This is a genomic window from uncultured Intestinibacter sp., from assembly GCF_902468165.1.
Lineage (GTDB): Bacteria > Bacillota > Clostridia > Peptostreptococcales > Peptostreptococcaceae > Intestinibacter.
This window is the reverse complement of the sequence record NZ_CABQXJ010000017.1, coordinates 22,855-40,602: the sequence shown is the minus strand read 5'-3', so window position 1 is coordinate 40,602 and position 17,748 is coordinate 22,855. Positions and strand designations below refer to the sequence as shown.

Sequence of the window (17,748 nt, the reverse complement as noted above, 5' to 3'; positions counted from 1 at the left end):
TGAAATATCTGGCTTGGTTTGTTGTTGGTTTTAATTCGTGTGAATTAAAGTTTATAATTAACCTACTGTTTAATTTTCAAAGTTCTTAAATCAACTTCTTTATTGTATCAAAGTCATTTTTACTTGTCAACAACTTTTTTAGAAGTTTTTGTTTTGCTTTTCAGCTTTTGTCTTGTTTTTCAAAGACAAGTAATACTTTATCACCTATTTTTTAAATCGTCAACACCTTTTTTAAAAGTTTTTTTAACTTTTTTATTTTTAAAAACAATATTAATTGTTATTGTATTTTTATTCTTTTATTAACGAACAAAAATAAATCAATTGATATTTTTAATCATATTTATAAATATATTCTTAGATTTATATTTTTATATATTTTTTATTTTTATAGTATTTTTATTATTTTTAAAGAATATTTACTCTAAATTTATCTTTATTTTATATATACTATTTCAAATTAATATTATCTTTCCAAATTTTCTATTTATTATTCATAAAAATAAGAAACATTTTAATTATAAGTATAATGTTTCTTATTTTATTAAGCTTCTTTAATTATTCTCCGCTATTCCTGATAAATATTTTTGTATTCCTACATATATAGCCCATGCTATTTTATCTTGATATTTTGAGTCAGCTAGTAATTGACTTTCCTTTTCGTTAGACAAGAAACCACATTCAATTAAAACTGATGGCATTGTTGCATTCTTTAATAGATATATATCATCTCTCGGTTTTATTTTTCTGTCATTATCTTGGTCTACTACTCGTTTTAATTCATCTTGAATAAATTGTGCTAATTCTTTTCCATCATCTTTGCCCTTTGGATAAAAAGTTTGTGCTCCATAATATTTTGATTGTTCGAATGCATTAAGATGTATAGATACAAATATATCTGCATTTGACTCATTAATTATTTTCTTTCTATTTTTCAAGTTTTCATTATATTTTTGTCTTGTTGTCTTATTTCCATCTTCTTGATATAGACTAACATCTCTGTCTCTTGTCATTATGACTGTTGCACCACTAGATTCTAACAGGTCTCTTAATTTCTTTGTAATCTCTAAATTTACATCCTTTTCTAATATTGTCTTATCTTTATTCATAGCTCCTGGATCAATTCCACCATGTCCTGCGTCTAAAACTATTGTCTTATTGGCAACCGGCATATACTCCATAACATCATCTGCTGATGTATTTCTTACTTTAAGTATTAATAGACTAGTTATAACCACAGCTACAGAAATTATTATGTACTTATATTTTCTCATTATTATCACCCCGTACATTTATATTTTTGTAGAGGTTTATATATTCCAAAAAATCAAAAGCTTGTCTATATTAATTTATGGTGATACTTTATATAAATTTATCTATATAATCGTAATATTATTTATTATTATTTATTTAAAAATCTTTCTATATTGTGTCGGTGTTTGATTCATATACTTTTTAAATATTCTACAAAAATAATTAACATCATTAATTCCTATAATTCTCGATATATCTTGTATCGGAAGTGCAGTATCCCTAAGTAAAAATGTAGAATGTTTTATTTTTAGTTTATTAATATACTCTATTACAGAAAATCCCGTTTCTTTTTTAAATATTCTAGATAAGTATGTAGGTGATACATAAAACTTATTCGCTATTTCATTTACAGATAAGTTATCTTGTAAGTTAGAATTTATATGGTCTACAACCTTCCCAACTAATGATGAGTGATGTTTTATATTAAATTCACTAATTGCAAAGCAGTAATCCATCACCATATCATAAAATATATCTTTTATATCTTTATCAAATCTTGCTGACTCTATTTTTTTCATATATCTCTTAAATAAACTCGCTGCATATATATTGCTAACATCTTTATCTTTTAACATAACAAGAAGTAATGTATTATAATAAATCAGCTTATTTTGATGCATTCTGATATTATAAGCTTCTTCTTCTTCTACAAAATATAAATCTAAAATCTTGTCTAATACCTTCAAAGAATTTACTTTGCTTCCTGAGCTTACTGTATGCACAAGCCTTTTATCTAATCGAATACAATCTTCAACATATTTATAATCTAATAAGTCTGTTGTGATTTTATTACTATGTAAATGAACACGCTCATTTTTCTTAAATTTCTTTTTAAATATAAATTTGAGGTCTATATCTTTATCATAAATATTATTCTTTATTACAGATATAATAGATGTAATTTTACTTTTATTAATAAAAGGCAAAGTATTATAATATCTATGTATAAATTCTATATCATTATTAGATATATTGTATTCATCTGTATAGTTTAATAAATCTTCATATTTATTCTCAGATAAATACGGACCTACGAATAAATAATTTTGTTCTATCTTGTTTAAACATATAACAATATAATTTCCTAAAATTAAATTATCTAAAAGATATACATGCTCTTCTTCCATATTGAATAACATATCTCTAAATTTATCTTTTTCTTTATTATTATCTACAAATATAGGTAACATTAACTCTTTTATAAATGATAAGTCATCATTTAATCCCTTTATACAAAAACATTTTAAATTTAATGTTGCGTCTAACATTTCTGATATTAAATCTATTTTTTCATAAATCATTATATTTTCTCCCTTTACCTAACAAATCCCCTTAATACCAAATCCCTCATTTAAATTAATATAACAATTATATATGAACTAAAATTTATAAAACAAGTAATATTTGTGCTAAAACTATTCACAAATATTCTATAATATATTTTTCTCGATTGATATAATTATAACAAGGAATAGGTATTCCCGATAAATAATGTATAAAATATTCGACAACGAAAGGAATAAAAAAATGGCGATTAATTTAAAAGCAAAACCATTTTATCTTTCTGATGAAGATATAAAATGGGTAGAAGAAACTTTAGCAAATTTAACATTAGATGAAAAAATAGGACAAGTTTTCGTTGATATGTTATGGAATAATACTGAAGAAGAAGTAGTTGAAAGAATACAAAAATACGGTATGGGTGGATTTAGATATAACAATATGTCTCCAGCTGACCTATATAAACAAAATAAAGTAATACAAGAAACAAGTAAGATACCTGCTCTAATAGCTGCTAATATAGAAGCTGGTGGAGATGGTGGTGTTGGTGGGGGTACTCACTTCGGTCACCATGTAACAATAGGTGCTACTCAAGATAAAGAAAATGCATATAAATTAGGATACTATGGTTGTAAAGAAGCTGCAGCTATAGGTTGTAACTGGACTTTCGCTCCAATAGTTGATATAAATAAAAACTGGAGAAACTGTGTTGTTTCAAGTAGATGTTTCTCTAGTGAAGCTGAACAAGTTTTAGACATGTCTAAAGAATATTTAAGAGGTGCTAAAGATGCTGGTTTAGCTAGCTGTATGAAACACTTCCCTGGTGATGGTCTTGATGAAAGAGATCAACATATAGTAACTACTAACAACGATATGTCTGTTGAAGAATGGGAAGAAAACTTCGGTAAAGTTTATAGAGGCATGATAGATGCTGGTGTTGAATCAGTAATGATAGGACATATAAGACTTCCTGAAATGTCTAGAAAATTAAGACCAGGAATAAAAGATAATGAAATAATGCCTGCTACTATAGCTCCAGAGTTATTACAAGACTTATTAAGAGATGAATTAGGATTTAACGGATTAGTTATAACTGATGCAACTCATATGGTTGGTTTAACTTCTGCTATGAGAAGAGCTGAAATAATGCCTTATACTATAGCTGCTGGATGCGATATGATACTTTACTATAGAGATAAAGAAGAAGATATAGAAGCTATAAAAGAAGGTTTAGCTAATGGTGTATTAACTGAAGAAAGATTAAACGAAGCTGTTACTCGTATATTAGCATTTAAAGCAATGTTAAAATTACATACTAAAAAAGCTGAAGGTACTTTAGTTCCTGCTGAAGAAGGTCTTTCTGTAATAGGTTGTGAAGAACATAAACAAGTTGCTAAAGACATAGCTGACCAAGCTATAACTTTAGTTAAAAATACTAAAAATCAATTACCATTAACTCCAGAAACTCATAAAAGAATAATGCTTTATACTGTAGAGCAAGCTGGATTTCTTCCAAACAAAGTAGAAGCTGATAGATTAAACCAAAGAGTAAAAGCTAAATTAGAAGCTCAAGGATTTGAAGTTACTTTATTTGACCCAGCTGCTGGATTAAATGGTAAACAATTATTAGCTGCTACTCCAATAAAAGAATTCGTGGATCAATTTGATGCAGTAATGTTATTCGTTCATGTTGCTGGATTCTCTCAAAGCAACGTTAGACGTATAACTTGGGCAATGCCTATGGGTCCAGATATCCCATGGTATGTAACAGAATTACCAACAGTTTGTGTATCTGTATTCAATCCATTCCACTTAATAGATGTACCTATGGTACCAACTTATATAAATGCATACTCTGATAATGATGCAACATTAGATTTAGTTATAGAAAAAATAATGGGTAAATCTGAGTTTAAAGGTGTAAGTTCTGTAGATGCATTCTGTGGAGCTTGGGATACTCGTTTATAATAAGCCTTCAGTTTTTGCACTCTGCAAATTGAATTATATATTTAACTAAAAGAGCCAAAGTAATTGTAGTATTGTTCTACATTTACTTTGGCTCATAATTATATTAAATACTTTTATATTATAAATATAATTTAAAGTTCTAATGTAGTTTTATCTATCCAAGTGTATTCTGGTCTAAGCTTCTTTATATCATCTACAAGTTTAAAAAGAGCAATGTCTTTTTCTTTACATTCTAACATCACATCAAAATCTGTATTAACTATTCTGCTATTTTCTATAAAATCTATAAATGAAGATGCATCTATATAGTCTGCATGTTTTCTATCTAGCTCTCCATCCCTCGGCGAAGAAAAATGAATTTTTGGCGGAAGTTGTTGTTTATTCCATGTACCAAAAATCTCTCCTAGCATATCATATATATTTTCACCTTCATTATTACAATTGTGATGATGAACATCTAATACCATAGGTATATCTAATTGTTTACATAAAGTAAGTGTTTCATTTGCTGTATATATCTTATCATCATTTTCAATAATAAGCCTAGTTTGTATATCATGTGGAAATGTTTTAAAATTATCAACAAAACGACTAAGTGCCGATTCTTTCCCCCCTGTTGCACCACCTATATGAATAACCATTTTTCCTATTGGATAATCCATATCTTCAAACCACTCTACCTGTCTTGATAAGTTCTTTATAGTATTCTTTACAACTTCATCATTTGCACTATTAATTACATTAAATTGATCTGGATGTGTATCTACCCTCATATTATTTTTCTTTATCAATTTGCCTATATATTCAAAGTCCTTTTTAAATAGTTTTCTATATCCCCAGTTTGGAACATCTGGATGTGTAGTTAATGGTATTAGTGCTGATGTAAGCCTATAAAAATGTATATCATTTTCTATATTGTATCTAAGGATTTTTTCCAGACCCTCAAAATTTGAATGTGTTATAGATTTTAATTTTTCTATTTTCTTTTCTTCTGATGTTATTTTACTATATGTTTTATAAGTAACATTGCTGGAGCTTGTTACTTTTTTTCCTAATGCATTTGATATTGCAACATAGCCTAGTCTAATTTTCATATTGTATACTCCTAATATTTTTGTATTAGTTTATATAATGTTTATTAACTATTAATTCCTAATTTTTTAATATTTATAGTATATCCAACTTTTGATGTATTACTATTTTTATATCTATATAAAAATTCCATATAAACATTAGTTCATATGGAATTTCAAATAATTTGATATTATTAAAATTTAAGTTACATACCTTTTTAACCTGTATATAGTTTTTATATAATTTCTAAAAATTCATCTAATGTAGGATAAGAATCCATAGCCCCTTTTTTTGTTACACTTATAGCACAGTATCTATTTGAAAAATCTAAATATCTTTCTAAATCCTCTTTGTTTAATAACTTTAATTTATCTACATCTACACTATTTTTATCTAATTGATATAAAAACGAGCCTATAAATCCGTCTCCTGCTCCAGTAGTATCTTCTACTTGTGTTTTTATTCCAGGTATTGATGCTTTTGCAAATTTTGTGTATGCCTCTGCTCCATCTTTACCTTTTGTAAATATGATTAATTTGACATTACCTACAAATAATTTATCTAATTCATGCTCTATATTTGTTCCTCCAGTCACAAATTCTAATTCTTCATCAGAAATTTTTAAAATATGTGCTTTTGGTATCATTTCTAATATAGCTTCTCTTAATCTTTCTGGGGCTTTCCATAATGGAAGTCTTACATTTAAATCAAAACTTACTATTCCATTGTTATTTAATGTATATTCAATAGCTCTATCATGTGCTTGTTTCATAGGGAAATCGCCTATTGAAACAGAGCAAAAATGAAGTGCAAATATATTTTCAAACCATTCTTGTTTTATAGTATCTGCTTCAAGTAGCATATCTGCACCAGGTTTTCTATAAAAAGAAAATTCTCTGTTTTTATTTTCATCTAAAGCTACAAAAGCTAAACTCGTATTAGCTTCTGATGTTCTTGATACATATTCACAACCTATATTATATTTTCTAAATTCATCTATTATTTTATCTCCAAAAGGATCTTCACCTAATTGTGTTATCATTTTTGACTCTCCGCCTAATTTTGTAAAAGCAGCACATACATTAGCTGGTGCTCCACCTACTGCTGGTTTAAAACCATCTACTTGTTTGATTTTTTTACCTGACTCTGTAGGTATAAAATCAATTAATGCCTCTCCTATTGAAATTAATTTTTTCATTAAATTTTCACCTCTTCTATCAATTTGTATATCAAAAGCTAAAAGAGATTGACACAATATTATTATGTGACAATCTCTTTTGATTAATCATTTTTAATAATTGTATATCCTTTTAACGGATAGAAGAATACTTCACCTTTATTTTCTGTTAAGAATTCTATATTTTGATTAGATAATTTTCCATAAAGACGAGTTGTAAATACTTCTTGTCCATCATTAATAAATATTTCTAAACTTGATGTATCACTATATATAGTCAAGCTATTAACTTCATTTAATTCAACTGCTCTAATTGAGCGTCCATATCCACTTTGCTTCAGACTTAATGAAAGAACATGATTTAAATATGATAATTGAACGTCGTCTCTTATTTGTAAAACAAAATCTTGAGACTTATCAAAATCAACTTGCATTTCATAAACAACTGTATCCTTTTGTTTAATATTTTTACAGTTGGATACTATTTTTTCTAATCTTAAATTTTTCATTTCATCTAGTGGTTGTTGATAAATCTGATTGTTTTTATAAGATAAAACTCTAGGCATAGTCAAAGCATGTTGCCAACAATAATCAACAGTTGGTTGATTGTTATATTCTGCATCAGGTATTCCCATCCATGCGTATTGTATACGTCTATTTTTCTCATCTAAAAAACTTTGTGGAGCATAAATATCAAATCCTCTATCTAACTCTTTAAATTCACTTATTTTGTAAGTATTATTGTCAAAATCATAATCAACTTTAAAGTATCCAGTTTGATAAACATTAGAATAATCATAACCTCGTTGAGATATTCCTTGTGGGCATACTACTAAAAATAATTCTCCATCTAATTCAAATAAATCTGGACATTCCCACATATATCCGAAATCATCAACTTCTATACGATTATAATACTCAAAATTAATTAAATCTTTACTCTTATATAATAACACACATCCTTGATTATCTGATGTTCTACCACCTAAAACCATATAATAATAGTTATTCTTTTTAAATATCTTTGGATCTCTAACATGCTTGGACATATCTATTGGATAGTCATCATTAGAAAGAATTAATTCCTTTTCACTAATCTTATATCCATCCTTACTTGTCATATGAATTGTATTTTGTTCACGCCCAGAATTAATATAGTCATAATCTTCTCTATCAGTCAACTTCACATTTCCAGTATAAAAATAGTGAATTGTTTCATCTTCTACAAAGGCAGAACCGCTATAAACACCATCCCTATCAAGAGCAATATCTGGATATAAAAATGGTTCTTCTTGATTAAAATTAATCATATCTTTGCTTGTATAATGTCCCCAAAGCTTTGTTCCCCATCCAGCTGTAAAAGGTGTATATTGAAAATAAATATGGTAGACACCGTCTTTTTGAAATAACCCATTTGGATCATTTAAAAAACCTGTTGGAGGCATCAAATGATATTGTAATCGATAATTATCCCTTTTAACATTATCTCGCATACTTTTATGAGTCTTGTATTCATTTAAGTAATCTTCTTTTGTCATCATTAGAGATCCCCACCTCCTATTTAACTACTGCAACAACATCTTTTCCTTGAGTTTGACCAGTGTATTGCATTTGTAAAGTACGTTTGTCAGCTAATTCAAATGACATCATTGTTTCCGTAGAATATCCTTTTTCTTTTACTAAATCTATATCAAATTTTAATAATAAATCTCCTTTTTTAACCTCTTGGTCAACATCAACAAATGTTTCAAATCCATCACCATCCATATTAACAGTATCAATACCACAGTGAATAAGTATACTAGAACCATCTTTCAGCTTCATTCCTATAGCATGCTTGCTTGGGAATACAATAGTTATCTTTCCATCACAAGGTGCGACAATCTCCCCATCAATTACATCTACAGCAATTCCATCACCCATACATTTTGATGCAAATGTAGCATCAGATGATTCACCTATATTTTTAACTCTTCCTTTTACAGGAGAAGTAACTTCAATATTGCCTACTTTTTCTGAAACATCATATTCACTATCTTCTACTTTAGTAGTTTTTTTGTCTTTAACTTTACCAAATATCACACAGAACACAAGACCTGTAGATAAAGCAATTATATGAGCTATTATATAATTTATATATCCATTATTAGTAGGGTCAGTAATAGCTATACCAGGTAATGCACTTGTCCCAAACCCTAATGCTGCTAAATCAGCAAAATAAACATAGGCACCTGCAATAGCTCCTCCTAAGCATCCAGCAACTAGTGGGAACTTATGACGTAAGTTAACACCAAATATAGCTGGTTCACTTATTCCGAATAAAGTTGATGCAAATGAAGGAATACATAATTCTCTAGCTTTTACATCATTCCAGTTTAATATTAAATATCCTAAAACAGCTCCACCTTGCCCCATCAATGCAACTGACATTAAAGGATTTAAGAAGTTTCTCCCTGTATCAGCAATTAACTGAGCTTCAACAGCTCCTATAATATGATGTAAACCTGTAATAACTACTATTTGTTGTAAACCTGCAAAAATCATATAACCTAACGCACCTAGATTTTCAGTCATCCAAATTAAACTTCCTGTTATTAAATTACCTAACTCTCTACCTAATGGTCCAACAACTGTGAATAATAATACTGTAGAAATAAATACTGTACATAATGGTGATAATAATAGTTTAATAAAATCAGGTACTTTTTTATCAAAGAAAATATCTAATTTAGCAACTACAAATCCCATCATTAATGCGATTATAATTCCACCTTGAAATCCTACTAATTCAATTGGGAAGCCAAAAATCCTAATAACTTCTGGAACAACACTTCCTGATCCAACTGAATATGCATTTGCTAAAGAAGAATCAAGCATTATCGCCCCAACAATCATACCTAAGATTGGTTTTCCACCATATCTCTTAGTAGCACTATAGCAAACAGCCATTGGTAAAATACTAAATATTCCATTAGCAGCTATACTTGCTAATTTATTAATTGCATATAATGTTTCATTATTTACAACAACATCCCATTTGCCTAAAACACCAGTAATCCCCATAAGTAATGCTGCAGCTAATATCCCAGGCATAATACCGATAAAAACATCTGATAAAGACTTGATTACTGTTTGTATTGGATTTTGTTTTTGAGCACTTTGAACTTTAATATCTCCAAGCGACATATTTTCTGTATGTGTATAACGACTGAATACTTCATAAACTTCATTTACTAAACCTGCTCCAAATATTAATTGCAATTGGTTACCTGCGATAAACACGCCTTTTACTGAATCAATATTTTCTAATTTTTCAATGTCGGCTAAATTATTATCAGTTAGCACTATACGTAATCTTGTTGCACAATGTGCAACGCCTTGAATATTATCCTCTCCACCTACGTAATTCACTATTTCTTTCGAAATGCGTAAATATTTTTCTTGTTTATTTTCTTCCATATTTTTATCCCCCTTTTGTAATATATGATATCGTTCTCACATTTCTCAAGTTCATTGTAGCACGCTACTTATATTTATGCAAAGGTTTTTTGAATTTTTTTCCACATTCTTTAATCATATAACTTGTTATGACTAACTTATAAATTTATTAAAATCTGAAATCAATTCCATATTTTATTTTGATATCCCCTTTATATATGTATTATCACTAATTATACATATAAATTCACTTCATTCATAGCGCCAATGGCTTCATCTCTTGCTCTAGGTAATAAGTTGTAAATTAAAAAAGCACCCAATCTCATTATCAGATTAAGTGCTTATTTTTAATTTGTTGATTCCTGAACTATTATTTCATACCCCATTTTTATATCTCTAATAATTTTGTCTCCATTTTCAATCATATTCATAATTATATTAGCAGCTTCTATTCCAGAAGTTTTATAATGAAAATGTACTGTTGTTAATTTAGGTTCTACAACCTTTGATATATTTGTATGACCAAAACCAACTATTGAAATATCTTCTGGTATTTTCTTTCCACATTCTTTTAAGTATTGCATAGCTCCAACAGCGATATTATCTGTTGCACAAAATAGTGCGTCTATATTTGGATTTTCTAAGAAAAGTTCCTTTGTTTTTAAGTAACCATCCTCCATATTAAACTTTGCTATTTTCATATTATTTTTATTGATATCTATCCCATACTCTTTTAGTGCATCTATATACCCATTATATCTTCCGCTACCAGCTGATTCATCATCTAAGTTTACACCTATATATCCAGGATTTTTTCTATTATCCTTTATTAATTCTTTAGTTATATCTTTTGCTGCATTATAGTCATCATTATATATACATGAATAACCTTTTAAATATTGTCCTACTATTACTACTGGTATACTTAACTCTTGTAATAGTTTTTTATGCTGTTTAGTAAATACTGTTGCTATTAATATAATTCCATCTACCTGATTATTTTGTAAAACCTTAAGATATTCTAATTCTTTATGTTCATTGTTAAATGTATCAGCAAGGATAATTTGATATCCTTCCTTTGATAAAGCTTCATTTATACCTAAAATTTCTCTACTTATAGATTGTGAATCTAGCTTTGGTATAATAACACCTATTAACTTACTCTTTTTTGTTCTTAGTATTCTAGCTTGAGCTGATGGTATGTACCCTGTATCCTCTATTACCTTTGCAATTATATTTCTTTTTTCTTCACTGACATATCCATTATTTAAATATCTCGATACTGTTGCTCGTGAAACCCCCGCTAACTTTGCTATCTCATTAATATTAATTTTTTCCACACTCCCTTCTAGATTTAAAATTAATACAAAAAAATATTTTTGCACCGGACTTTTTAATCACTATTAACATAGTACCAATACAAAAATATTTTTTCAATAAATCTATCCTACTAAATGTAAATTCCCAAAAGTTATCCACTGTGGATAACTTTATTTTGTTTTTATACACATCCCAGTTGCCATATTGTTATTTGTTTGATCATTTTGCTTATTATTATGAGCTTCTTTTTTATCATCCATATTGGATTTATCCACAATTTCATTATCTTTTTTAGAATTTGCTTTACTAAACTTCACTGCCAAAACAGCAATTGTTAACCCCATTATAATCCAAGGTAATGCAGCATAAATAAAATCTTTCATTTTAATCTCCCCTTTTAATTAAGTAAATTTATTAACTTTATAAATTATTACTTAACATCCTCTTCTATTCTCTTTATTCTATTTTCAAAGCGTCTTACTGATTTAAATACTATAAAGAATAGTATGAATAAGAATATAAATGAAAATATATTAAATTTAGAGTTGCTTATAAATATCGGTGGTAATTGCAATAGTGAAGCTATCAATTCTAAGTACATAAATGGTTTTAAAAACTTTATAATACTTTCATAATGACCTTTTAGCGATTCTTTATCAGAGTATAGTTTGAATTCATTGTTTGAAGATGTTTTTCTGCGAAGGTATACCCAATAATACCATCTACATACAACCTCTACTCCAGCTTCCTCCATAAAATCATAATAGTCTTGTTGTTCTACATTTTCTGGCATTAAATCTATTTGATATTCATATTCTCCTGGTTCACATTTTTCAAATTTATAAAATCCCAAGAAAAATTTTTTCAATGCCCATCCTTCTCTACTAAGTTTATTTAACCAGTCTTGTTCTTTTTGGTTATCTATATAATAACGATACTTAATCATAATTATCATACCCCCATCTTTTCACCATTTTTTATTAATTCATTCAATCTTATAACTTCTTTTTTAAACACCTCTACCCCTAAAGGTGTTATTACATAAGATTTTTTCTTTCTAGATTGTTTTTCTTCGCTGTATAGTTTTATCCAGCCTTTTTCTAATAATGAATTTATTGCTCCATATAAAGTTCCTGGACCTAAATTCACCCTCCCATCTGTCATATCAAATACATCTTGTATTATTCCATATCCATGATTGGGCTCTCTAACTGCTAATAATATATAATAAACTGCTTCTGTCAGTGGTGTCTCTTTGTTCATATCTATCGCCTCCTAATATATCGTTAACTGATATATTATTAATGTATCAGCTTACGATATATACGTCAAAAAAGCGTAGTTTTATCACAAATCAATAAATTTACTATAATATTAATTTTCATATATATGTAAATTAATATTTGTTTATCATAATAAAAAATACTTGTCTAAATTAATATGTCTATATCAATACGTCTTTTTTTGATTTTTTGCTGTATTTATAGTTATTTATTATCATTAAATATATCAATATTCTTACAAACTAAATATTAAACGTGTATAAAATAAAGAAAAATGCTAAAATATAAACAATGCGAATTTTTAAGGTTGCTTAAATAAAATACCATTGAGGAGGGTTGTCATGCTACCTGAATTAAAAACTTTTATATCTATAGTCGAAACCGACAATGTTATGAAAGTTATGGAAAATTTGAATCTCTCTAAAGCAACTGTTTATGAACATTTAAAATACTTAGAACAATTCTTTAGAGTAAATATCGCTCTTATTTCTAGAAACAATGAAATAACTATAACAGAGAGCGGAAACTTATTATACAAAAGGGCAAAACAGATTTTTAATATAATAGATGATACCCCAGGGGAATTAATAGAAAATAATAATGATGATGTAGTAGGTAGTATAAAAATTGGAGTCAATTCTGTTCTTGAAGAGTATTTTTTACCGAAATTTTTATCTGAGTTTCTAAAAAAATATCCAAATATAAATATAGATATATTTACAGATAGTGATAAAAACATTCTAAATAAATTAAGAAATAATGAAATAGATATAGGACTTATAGAAGAATTATATGAAAAAAATACTCTTATGCAAAATAGATTTCTGAGAGAAAAAATGGTTCTTATAATCCCATATGCAAACACAATTAAAGATATCTCTACATATATGAACGAGCTAAAGTCTAAAAGATGGATAACTAGAGAGGATAATTGTTCAACAAAACATTTTATAGATCTTTTCTTAAAAGAGAATCATCTTAAACCAGAAAGTATGTTGACTTTGGGAAGTGATTATGCAATTAAAGAGGCTGTAAAAAATAAATTAGGTATTAGCATTATTCCTAAACTTATTGCAGAGCCATCTTATAAAAATGAAGATATATGCATTCTTCCATTAGAAAGTTATTATGAAAAATATTTTACATATGTTTTAAATGATAACAATCATTCTAAATCTACAACTATATTCTTAAATGAATTAAAAAACTTCTGTAAACACTTTTACAGATAATTAAATCACAAATATAAAAAGGTAGAATTAAAAATTTATTTTATTTTTAATTCTACCTTTTTTATATATTCTCTAATGATGGAATAGTCTTATGCCTGTAAATAACATAGCTATATTATATTTATCACAACATTTTATTACTTCATTATCTCTTACTGATCCCCCTGGCTGAACTATATATTTAACTCCGCTTTTGTGTGCTCTTTCTATATTATCTGGGAATGGGAAAAATGCATCAGACCCTACAACTACATCTGTCATTTTATCTAACCAATCTCTTTTAGCTTCTTTTGTAAAAACTTCTGGTTTTATTTTAAATATTTTTTGCCATTCTCCTTCACAAAGAATATCCATATATTCATCCCCTATATAGATATCTATTGCATTATCTCTTTCTGCACGACCAATTTCATCTTTAAACTCAAGCCCCATTACTTGAGGTGATTGACGAAGATACCAATTGTCTGCTTTTTGCCCAGCAAGACGAGTACAGTGAATCCTTGACTGTTGCCCTGCCCCTATGCCTATCGCTTGACCATCTTTAACATAACAAACTGAGTTTGATTGAGTATATTTTAATGTGATAAGTGCAATCTTCATATCTATTAATATTTCTTCTGGGATATTTTTATTTATAGTCACTATATTAGATAATAAATCATCATCAATATCTAATTCATTTCTACCTTGCTCAAAAGTCACCCCATAAACTTGCTTTCTTTCTAATTTGTTTGGAATATAGTTTTCATCTATTTGGATTATATTATAATTGCCTTTTTTCTTTGTCTTTAATATTTCAAAAGCTTCATCTGTGAATCCTGGAGCAATAATTCCATCCGAAACTTCTCTCTTTATTAAATTTGCAGTATCAATATCACATATATCTGATAATGCTATAAAATCGCCAAATGATGACATTCTATCAGCTCCTCTAGCTCTTGCATATGCACTTGCAAGTGGTGATAATTTTCCTAAATCATCAACCCAATATATTTTTGATAATGTATCGTCTAATTCTTTTCCTACTGCCGCTCCTGCTGGCGATACATGTTTGAATGATGTTGCTGCTGGAAGTCCTGTAGCTTCTTTTAACTCTTTAACCAACTGCCACCCATTAAAAGCATCTAAAAAGTTTATATATCCTGGTTTCCCATTTAAGACTTTTACTGGTAGTTCTGAACCATCTTCCATAAATATTCTTGATGGTTTTTGATTTGGATTGCACCCATATTTTAATTGAATTTCTTTCATTATATATACTCCTTTTGTGCTATTATACACTTTTATTTAATACCTCTTTTTTATATTTAAATTTATCTATTATACTACGAAATACATCTATAATTTTTAAAACATTTATCTATTTATTTTTATTGATTATTCTTGTTTCATATTCACCACTTTTAATATCTATAAATCTGACAAATAACGAAACTTTGTTATCCTCATTTAAATTACTCCATATCATATTAGTAAATTCATCTATATCTCCATCTATTTCTACTAATTTAGGTTCACCTTCAAAACTTGGTAATACCTCGCCGTCATGCATATATGTATGTATAAAATGACCTTGACCTTCTATTGGATTTTCATACGCAAATGTATATCTGTTGCACGAGTTTGGATTGCCATTATTACTTTTTAATATAGACATTGCATAATTGTATTTATTATTTTCAATATGCATTATTCCTGATATTCTAGGTGTGTAATTTGGAGCATCTGGCTCAAATTTTCTACTTCTAAGTGATTGTTCAAAAGTGAGTTGTTTATCCATACCTTCATATATAGTATCTGTTTGGTCTCCATTAGTTATTATTGTTTTATTTCCTAAAACCTTGACTGGAGCATAAATTATTAATGATGGATCTTCAAGTTTTGATGAATCAAATGCTTGTGTTCTTATTCCTTCTCCATCTTCTACAAATACTCTATTTCTACTATTATTACTTCTTCCCATTATAAAATAAGCTGTTACTGCTTTTTTTCCGTCCTTAGATTTCCCGATAACTATTCCTCTTCCTGGATAAGTATTGTTACTCAATTCGTTGGCAAGTGATAATATATTCATTATATTTCCCCCTAAGATAAATTATTTTTCAATTAAAAAACCGCCTGAAACACGCAAATATCCCATAGAATATAATACGTGCCCAGGCGGTCGGCAATTCCTAAATATATAATCAAGCTCCCTGTAGGTTATCCTACGCATCTTTCGATGTTTCCACCAGTCACTTGACCGTTCTTTGTTTTACAAGTTTATTATATACGAATATAATTTTAGTTTCAAGTAAAAATATACGTATTTTTTCATCTGATTAGTTTATTGAAATACAAATTATTATTTTAACTTTTTTATGTATTATAATTCAATGATTAATTGATTGATACTTTCCTTAATATTAAATAAATCTATAAATCTTACTTTTACACTAATGCCATCTTTTGATTTAAATTCTATAGGTTTACTTACTATAATCTTTTCTGTATTAGGATATAACAATATTACATTTTCAGCTCCATACTTTTTAGAATAAGCATACATTTGATACATATCAGATTGAGATATACTATAATTTGATTTTTGACCAGAAAGTAGCTTCCACTTAGTATCTAATATAACAATATTATTATCTTTTTTATTTTTAACAACAATATCTGGTTTTAGCAAAAATTTTTTATTAGGTTCATCAAATAGATGATGTGTTTTATCTTGGATAGAAATATTATATGCTGATTTATTTAAATTCCTTCTTAGAACTTCTGCTACATAACTTTCAAATAAGTTTTCCATTGGGAATAACAGTACAAAAGCAATCTTTGAACCAGAAAATGAAGTAAAACTCTTGCCCATAAGAAAAATCTTGCTCCATAATAATGCTGTTGTATAATCCTTTTTATTTCTATCAGCTTCTATTATTCTATTAAAATCTTCTTCATAATTAATAGATTTTTCAACTTCCAAAAAGCTATTTAACAACATTTTTATATCATTTTTATTTTTCAAAGAATGTGTATTTTTATATAGATAAAGTAATGTAGATTTTAATAACTTATTTTCAGGACAATTCGTATTAAATTCATCATATTCTACATAACTTTGCTCTTTATGTGCATAATTGTACTTAATTTGTTGTGCAAATTTCATTTTTCCTTTGAACACTCTTTCATTAGACTCTATTGTCTCATAATTTGACTTTAGACCCTTCTTTACAATAAGTAGTACTTCATTTATAAACATTCTTATAAAAATTTCAAAGATATTCATTTTATCAACACTTACATTAGCTACCTGTAAAGATTTATATGGTGATTTTCTTAAAGTTTTCAACATATCCATAACTAATTTTTTAACTTTAGCTTCTGTTACATCTTCTTGTGAATAAATCTTAGGAAGAATTTCAATAGTTGTACCATCTTTTATTTCAATTATTCCAACATAGTTTTTTGCTGTTATAACTTTTCCTATTCCCTTTCTTACTGAAATATTCATAAATTCTAATGCTTCTACATCTCTATTTTTATTTGAAAGTATAAACTCCTCTAATATGTCAAATATATAATTTGGTAAGTAGGTATAGCCTGTAATATTTTTTCCCCTTGCAAACGAACTATATTCAGTTATTTGATATGTTTTCTTCATTCTTTATACCTCTCACAA

15 protein-coding genes and 1 riboswitch are annotated in these 17,748 nt (G+C 27.7%); of the genes, 2 read left to right on the top strand and 13 right to left on the bottom strand.

Annotation, left to right across the window (positions count from 1 at the left end):
• Positions 1-551 precede the first annotated feature (551 nt).
• Both cwlD and RDX53_RS05025 read right to left on the bottom strand, forming a co-directional pair.
• On the bottom strand, positions 552-1,271 hold the full coding sequence (gene cwlD, locus RDX53_RS05030; protein WP_295573937.1) for an N-acetylmuramoyl-L-alanine amidase CwlD: 720 nt from the start codon (positions 1,269-1,271) through the stop codon (positions 552-554).
• A gap of 132 nt (positions 1,272-1,403) precedes the next feature.
• Positions 1,404-2,612, bottom strand: coding sequence for an AraC family transcriptional regulator (locus RDX53_RS05025; RefSeq protein ID WP_295573934.1), 1,209 nt, complete (start codon positions 2,610-2,612; stop codon positions 1,404-1,406).
• A gap of 226 nt (positions 2,613-2,838) precedes the next feature.
• Between RDX53_RS05025 and RDX53_RS05020 the strand changes: the two genes are divergently transcribed.
• Positions 2,839-4,560 (top strand): glycoside hydrolase family 3 protein, encoded by a 1,722-nt coding sequence (locus RDX53_RS05020; protein ID WP_195929317.1) that lies wholly within the window; start codon positions 2,839-2,841, stop codon positions 4,558-4,560.
• A gap of 131 nt (positions 4,561-4,691) precedes the next feature.
• Here the strand turns inward: RDX53_RS05020 and uvsE are convergent, their stop codons facing one another.
• From uvsE to RDX53_RS04980, 8 genes are all read right to left on the bottom strand, one after another.
• Positions 4,692-5,654 carry a UV DNA damage repair endonuclease UvsE gene (uvsE, locus tag RDX53_RS05015; RefSeq protein WP_307993777.1) on the bottom strand — a complete coding sequence of 321 codons (963 nt, stop codon included), beginning with the start codon at positions 5,652-5,654 and terminating at the stop codon, positions 4,692-4,694.
• A gap of 215 nt (positions 5,655-5,869) precedes the next feature.
• Entirely contained in the window at positions 5,870-6,832 is a 963-nt protein-coding gene (locus RDX53_RS05010) for a carbohydrate kinase (protein ID WP_195929315.1), read from the bottom strand.
• 83 nt (positions 6,833-6,915) lie between these two features.
• The gene (locus RDX53_RS05005) at positions 6,916-8,352 is read right to left on the bottom strand and encodes a glycoside hydrolase family 32 protein (protein WP_243269532.1); all 1,437 of its coding nucleotides are present in this window, start codon (positions 8,350-8,352) and stop codon (positions 6,916-6,918) included.
• Between the two features lie 16 nt (positions 8,353-8,368).
• Entirely contained in the window at positions 8,369-10,270 is a 1,902-nt protein-coding gene (locus tag RDX53_RS05000; RefSeq protein ID WP_195929314.1) for a PTS transporter subunit IIBCA, read from the bottom strand.
• A gap of 326 nt (positions 10,271-10,596) precedes the next feature.
• Positions 10,597-11,589, bottom strand: a complete 993-nt coding sequence (locus RDX53_RS04995; RefSeq protein WP_307993776.1) for a LacI family DNA-binding transcriptional regulator — start codon at positions 11,587-11,589, stop codon at positions 10,597-10,599.
• Positions 11,590-11,739: 150 nt separating this feature from the next.
• Positions 11,740-11,952, bottom strand: coding sequence for a hypothetical protein (locus tag RDX53_RS04990; protein ID WP_195929312.1), 213 nt, complete (start codon positions 11,950-11,952; stop codon positions 11,740-11,742).
• A gap of 47 nt (positions 11,953-11,999) precedes the next feature.
• On the bottom strand, positions 12,000-12,515 hold the full coding sequence (locus RDX53_RS04985; protein WP_055089442.1) for a DUF2812 domain-containing protein: 516 nt from the start codon (positions 12,513-12,515) through the stop codon (positions 12,000-12,002).
• Between the two features lie 5 nt (positions 12,516-12,520).
• On the bottom strand, positions 12,521-12,832 hold the full coding sequence (locus tag RDX53_RS04980) for a PadR family transcriptional regulator (protein WP_195929311.1): 312 nt from the start codon (positions 12,830-12,832) through the stop codon (positions 12,521-12,523).
• Positions 12,833-13,193: 361 nt separating this feature from the next.
• Here RDX53_RS04980 and RDX53_RS04975 point away from each other — a divergent pair, with 361 nt between their 5' ends.
• Complete coding sequence (locus RDX53_RS04975; RefSeq protein WP_195929309.1) at positions 13,194-14,084, top strand: LysR family transcriptional regulator; 891 nt, start codon at positions 13,194-13,196, stop codon at positions 14,082-14,084.
• Between the two features lie 72 nt (positions 14,085-14,156).
• Here RDX53_RS04975 and RDX53_RS04970 read toward each other — a convergent pair whose 3' ends face one another.
• The 3 genes from RDX53_RS04970 to RDX53_RS04960 all read right to left on the bottom strand — a co-directional run bounded on the left by RDX53_RS04970 (position 14,157) and on the right by RDX53_RS04960 (position 17,730).
• Positions 14,157-15,335, bottom strand: coding sequence for a phosphoribosylaminoimidazolecarboxamide formyltransferase (locus tag RDX53_RS04970; RefSeq protein WP_195929307.1), 1,179 nt, complete (start codon positions 15,333-15,335; stop codon positions 14,157-14,159).
• Between the two features lie 109 nt (positions 15,336-15,444).
• Positions 15,445-16,158, bottom strand: a complete 714-nt coding sequence (locus RDX53_RS04965; protein WP_195929305.1) for an IMP cyclohydrolase — start codon at positions 16,156-16,158, stop codon at positions 15,445-15,447.
• A 73-nt stretch (positions 16,159-16,231) separates the two neighbouring features.
• Positions 16,232-16,332: riboswitch (ZMP/ZTP riboswitch) on the bottom strand.
• Between the two features lie 117 nt (positions 16,333-16,449).
• Positions 16,450-17,730, bottom strand: a complete 1,281-nt coding sequence (locus tag RDX53_RS04960; protein ID WP_307993775.1) for an McrC family protein — start codon at positions 17,728-17,730, stop codon at positions 16,450-16,452.
• Positions 17,731-17,748 lie beyond the last annotated feature (18 nt).

Coding starts and splice junctions, on each gene's coding strand:
- RDX53_RS04960 (WP_307993775.1), bottom strand. CDS start 17,730: ATGAAGAAAACATATCAAATAACTGAATATAGTTCGTTTGCAAGGGGA.
- uvsE (WP_307993777.1), bottom strand. CDS start 5,654: ATGAAAATTAGACTAGGCTATGTTGCAATATCAAATGCATTAGGAAAA.
- RDX53_RS04975 (WP_195929309.1), top strand. CDS start 13,194: ATGCTACCTGAATTAAAAACTTTTATATCTATAGTCGAAACCGACAAT.
- RDX53_RS04965 (WP_195929305.1), bottom strand. CDS start 16,158: ATGAATATATTATCACTTGCCAACGAATTGAGTAACAATACTTATCCA.
- RDX53_RS05005 (WP_243269532.1), bottom strand. CDS start 8,352: ATGATGACAAAAGAAGATTACTTAAATGAATACAAGACTCATAAAAGT.
- RDX53_RS05025 (WP_295573934.1), bottom strand. CDS start 2,612: ATGATTTATGAAAAAATAGATTTAATATCAGAAATGTTAGACGCAACA.
- RDX53_RS04990 (WP_195929312.1), bottom strand. CDS start 11,952: ATGAAAGATTTTATTTATGCTGCATTACCTTGGATTATAATGGGGTTA.
- RDX53_RS05010 (WP_195929315.1), bottom strand. CDS start 6,832: ATGAAAAAATTAATTTCAATAGGAGAGGCATTAATTGATTTTATACCT.
- RDX53_RS04980 (WP_195929311.1), bottom strand. CDS start 12,832: ATGAACAAAGAGACACCACTGACAGAAGCAGTTTATTATATATTATTA.
- RDX53_RS05020 (WP_195929317.1), top strand. CDS start 2,839: ATGGCGATTAATTTAAAAGCAAAACCATTTTATCTTTCTGATGAAGAT.
- RDX53_RS04985 (WP_055089442.1), bottom strand. CDS start 12,515: ATGATTAAGTATCGTTATTATATAGATAACCAAAAAGAACAAGACTGG.
- RDX53_RS05000 (WP_195929314.1), bottom strand. CDS start 10,270: ATGGAAGAAAATAAACAAGAAAAATATTTACGCATTTCGAAAGAAATA.
- RDX53_RS04970 (WP_195929307.1), bottom strand. CDS start 15,335: ATGAAAGAAATTCAATTAAAATATGGGTGCAATCCAAATCAAAAACCA.
- cwlD (WP_295573937.1), bottom strand. CDS start 1,271: ATGAGAAAATATAAGTACATAATAATTTCTGTAGCTGTGGTTATAACT.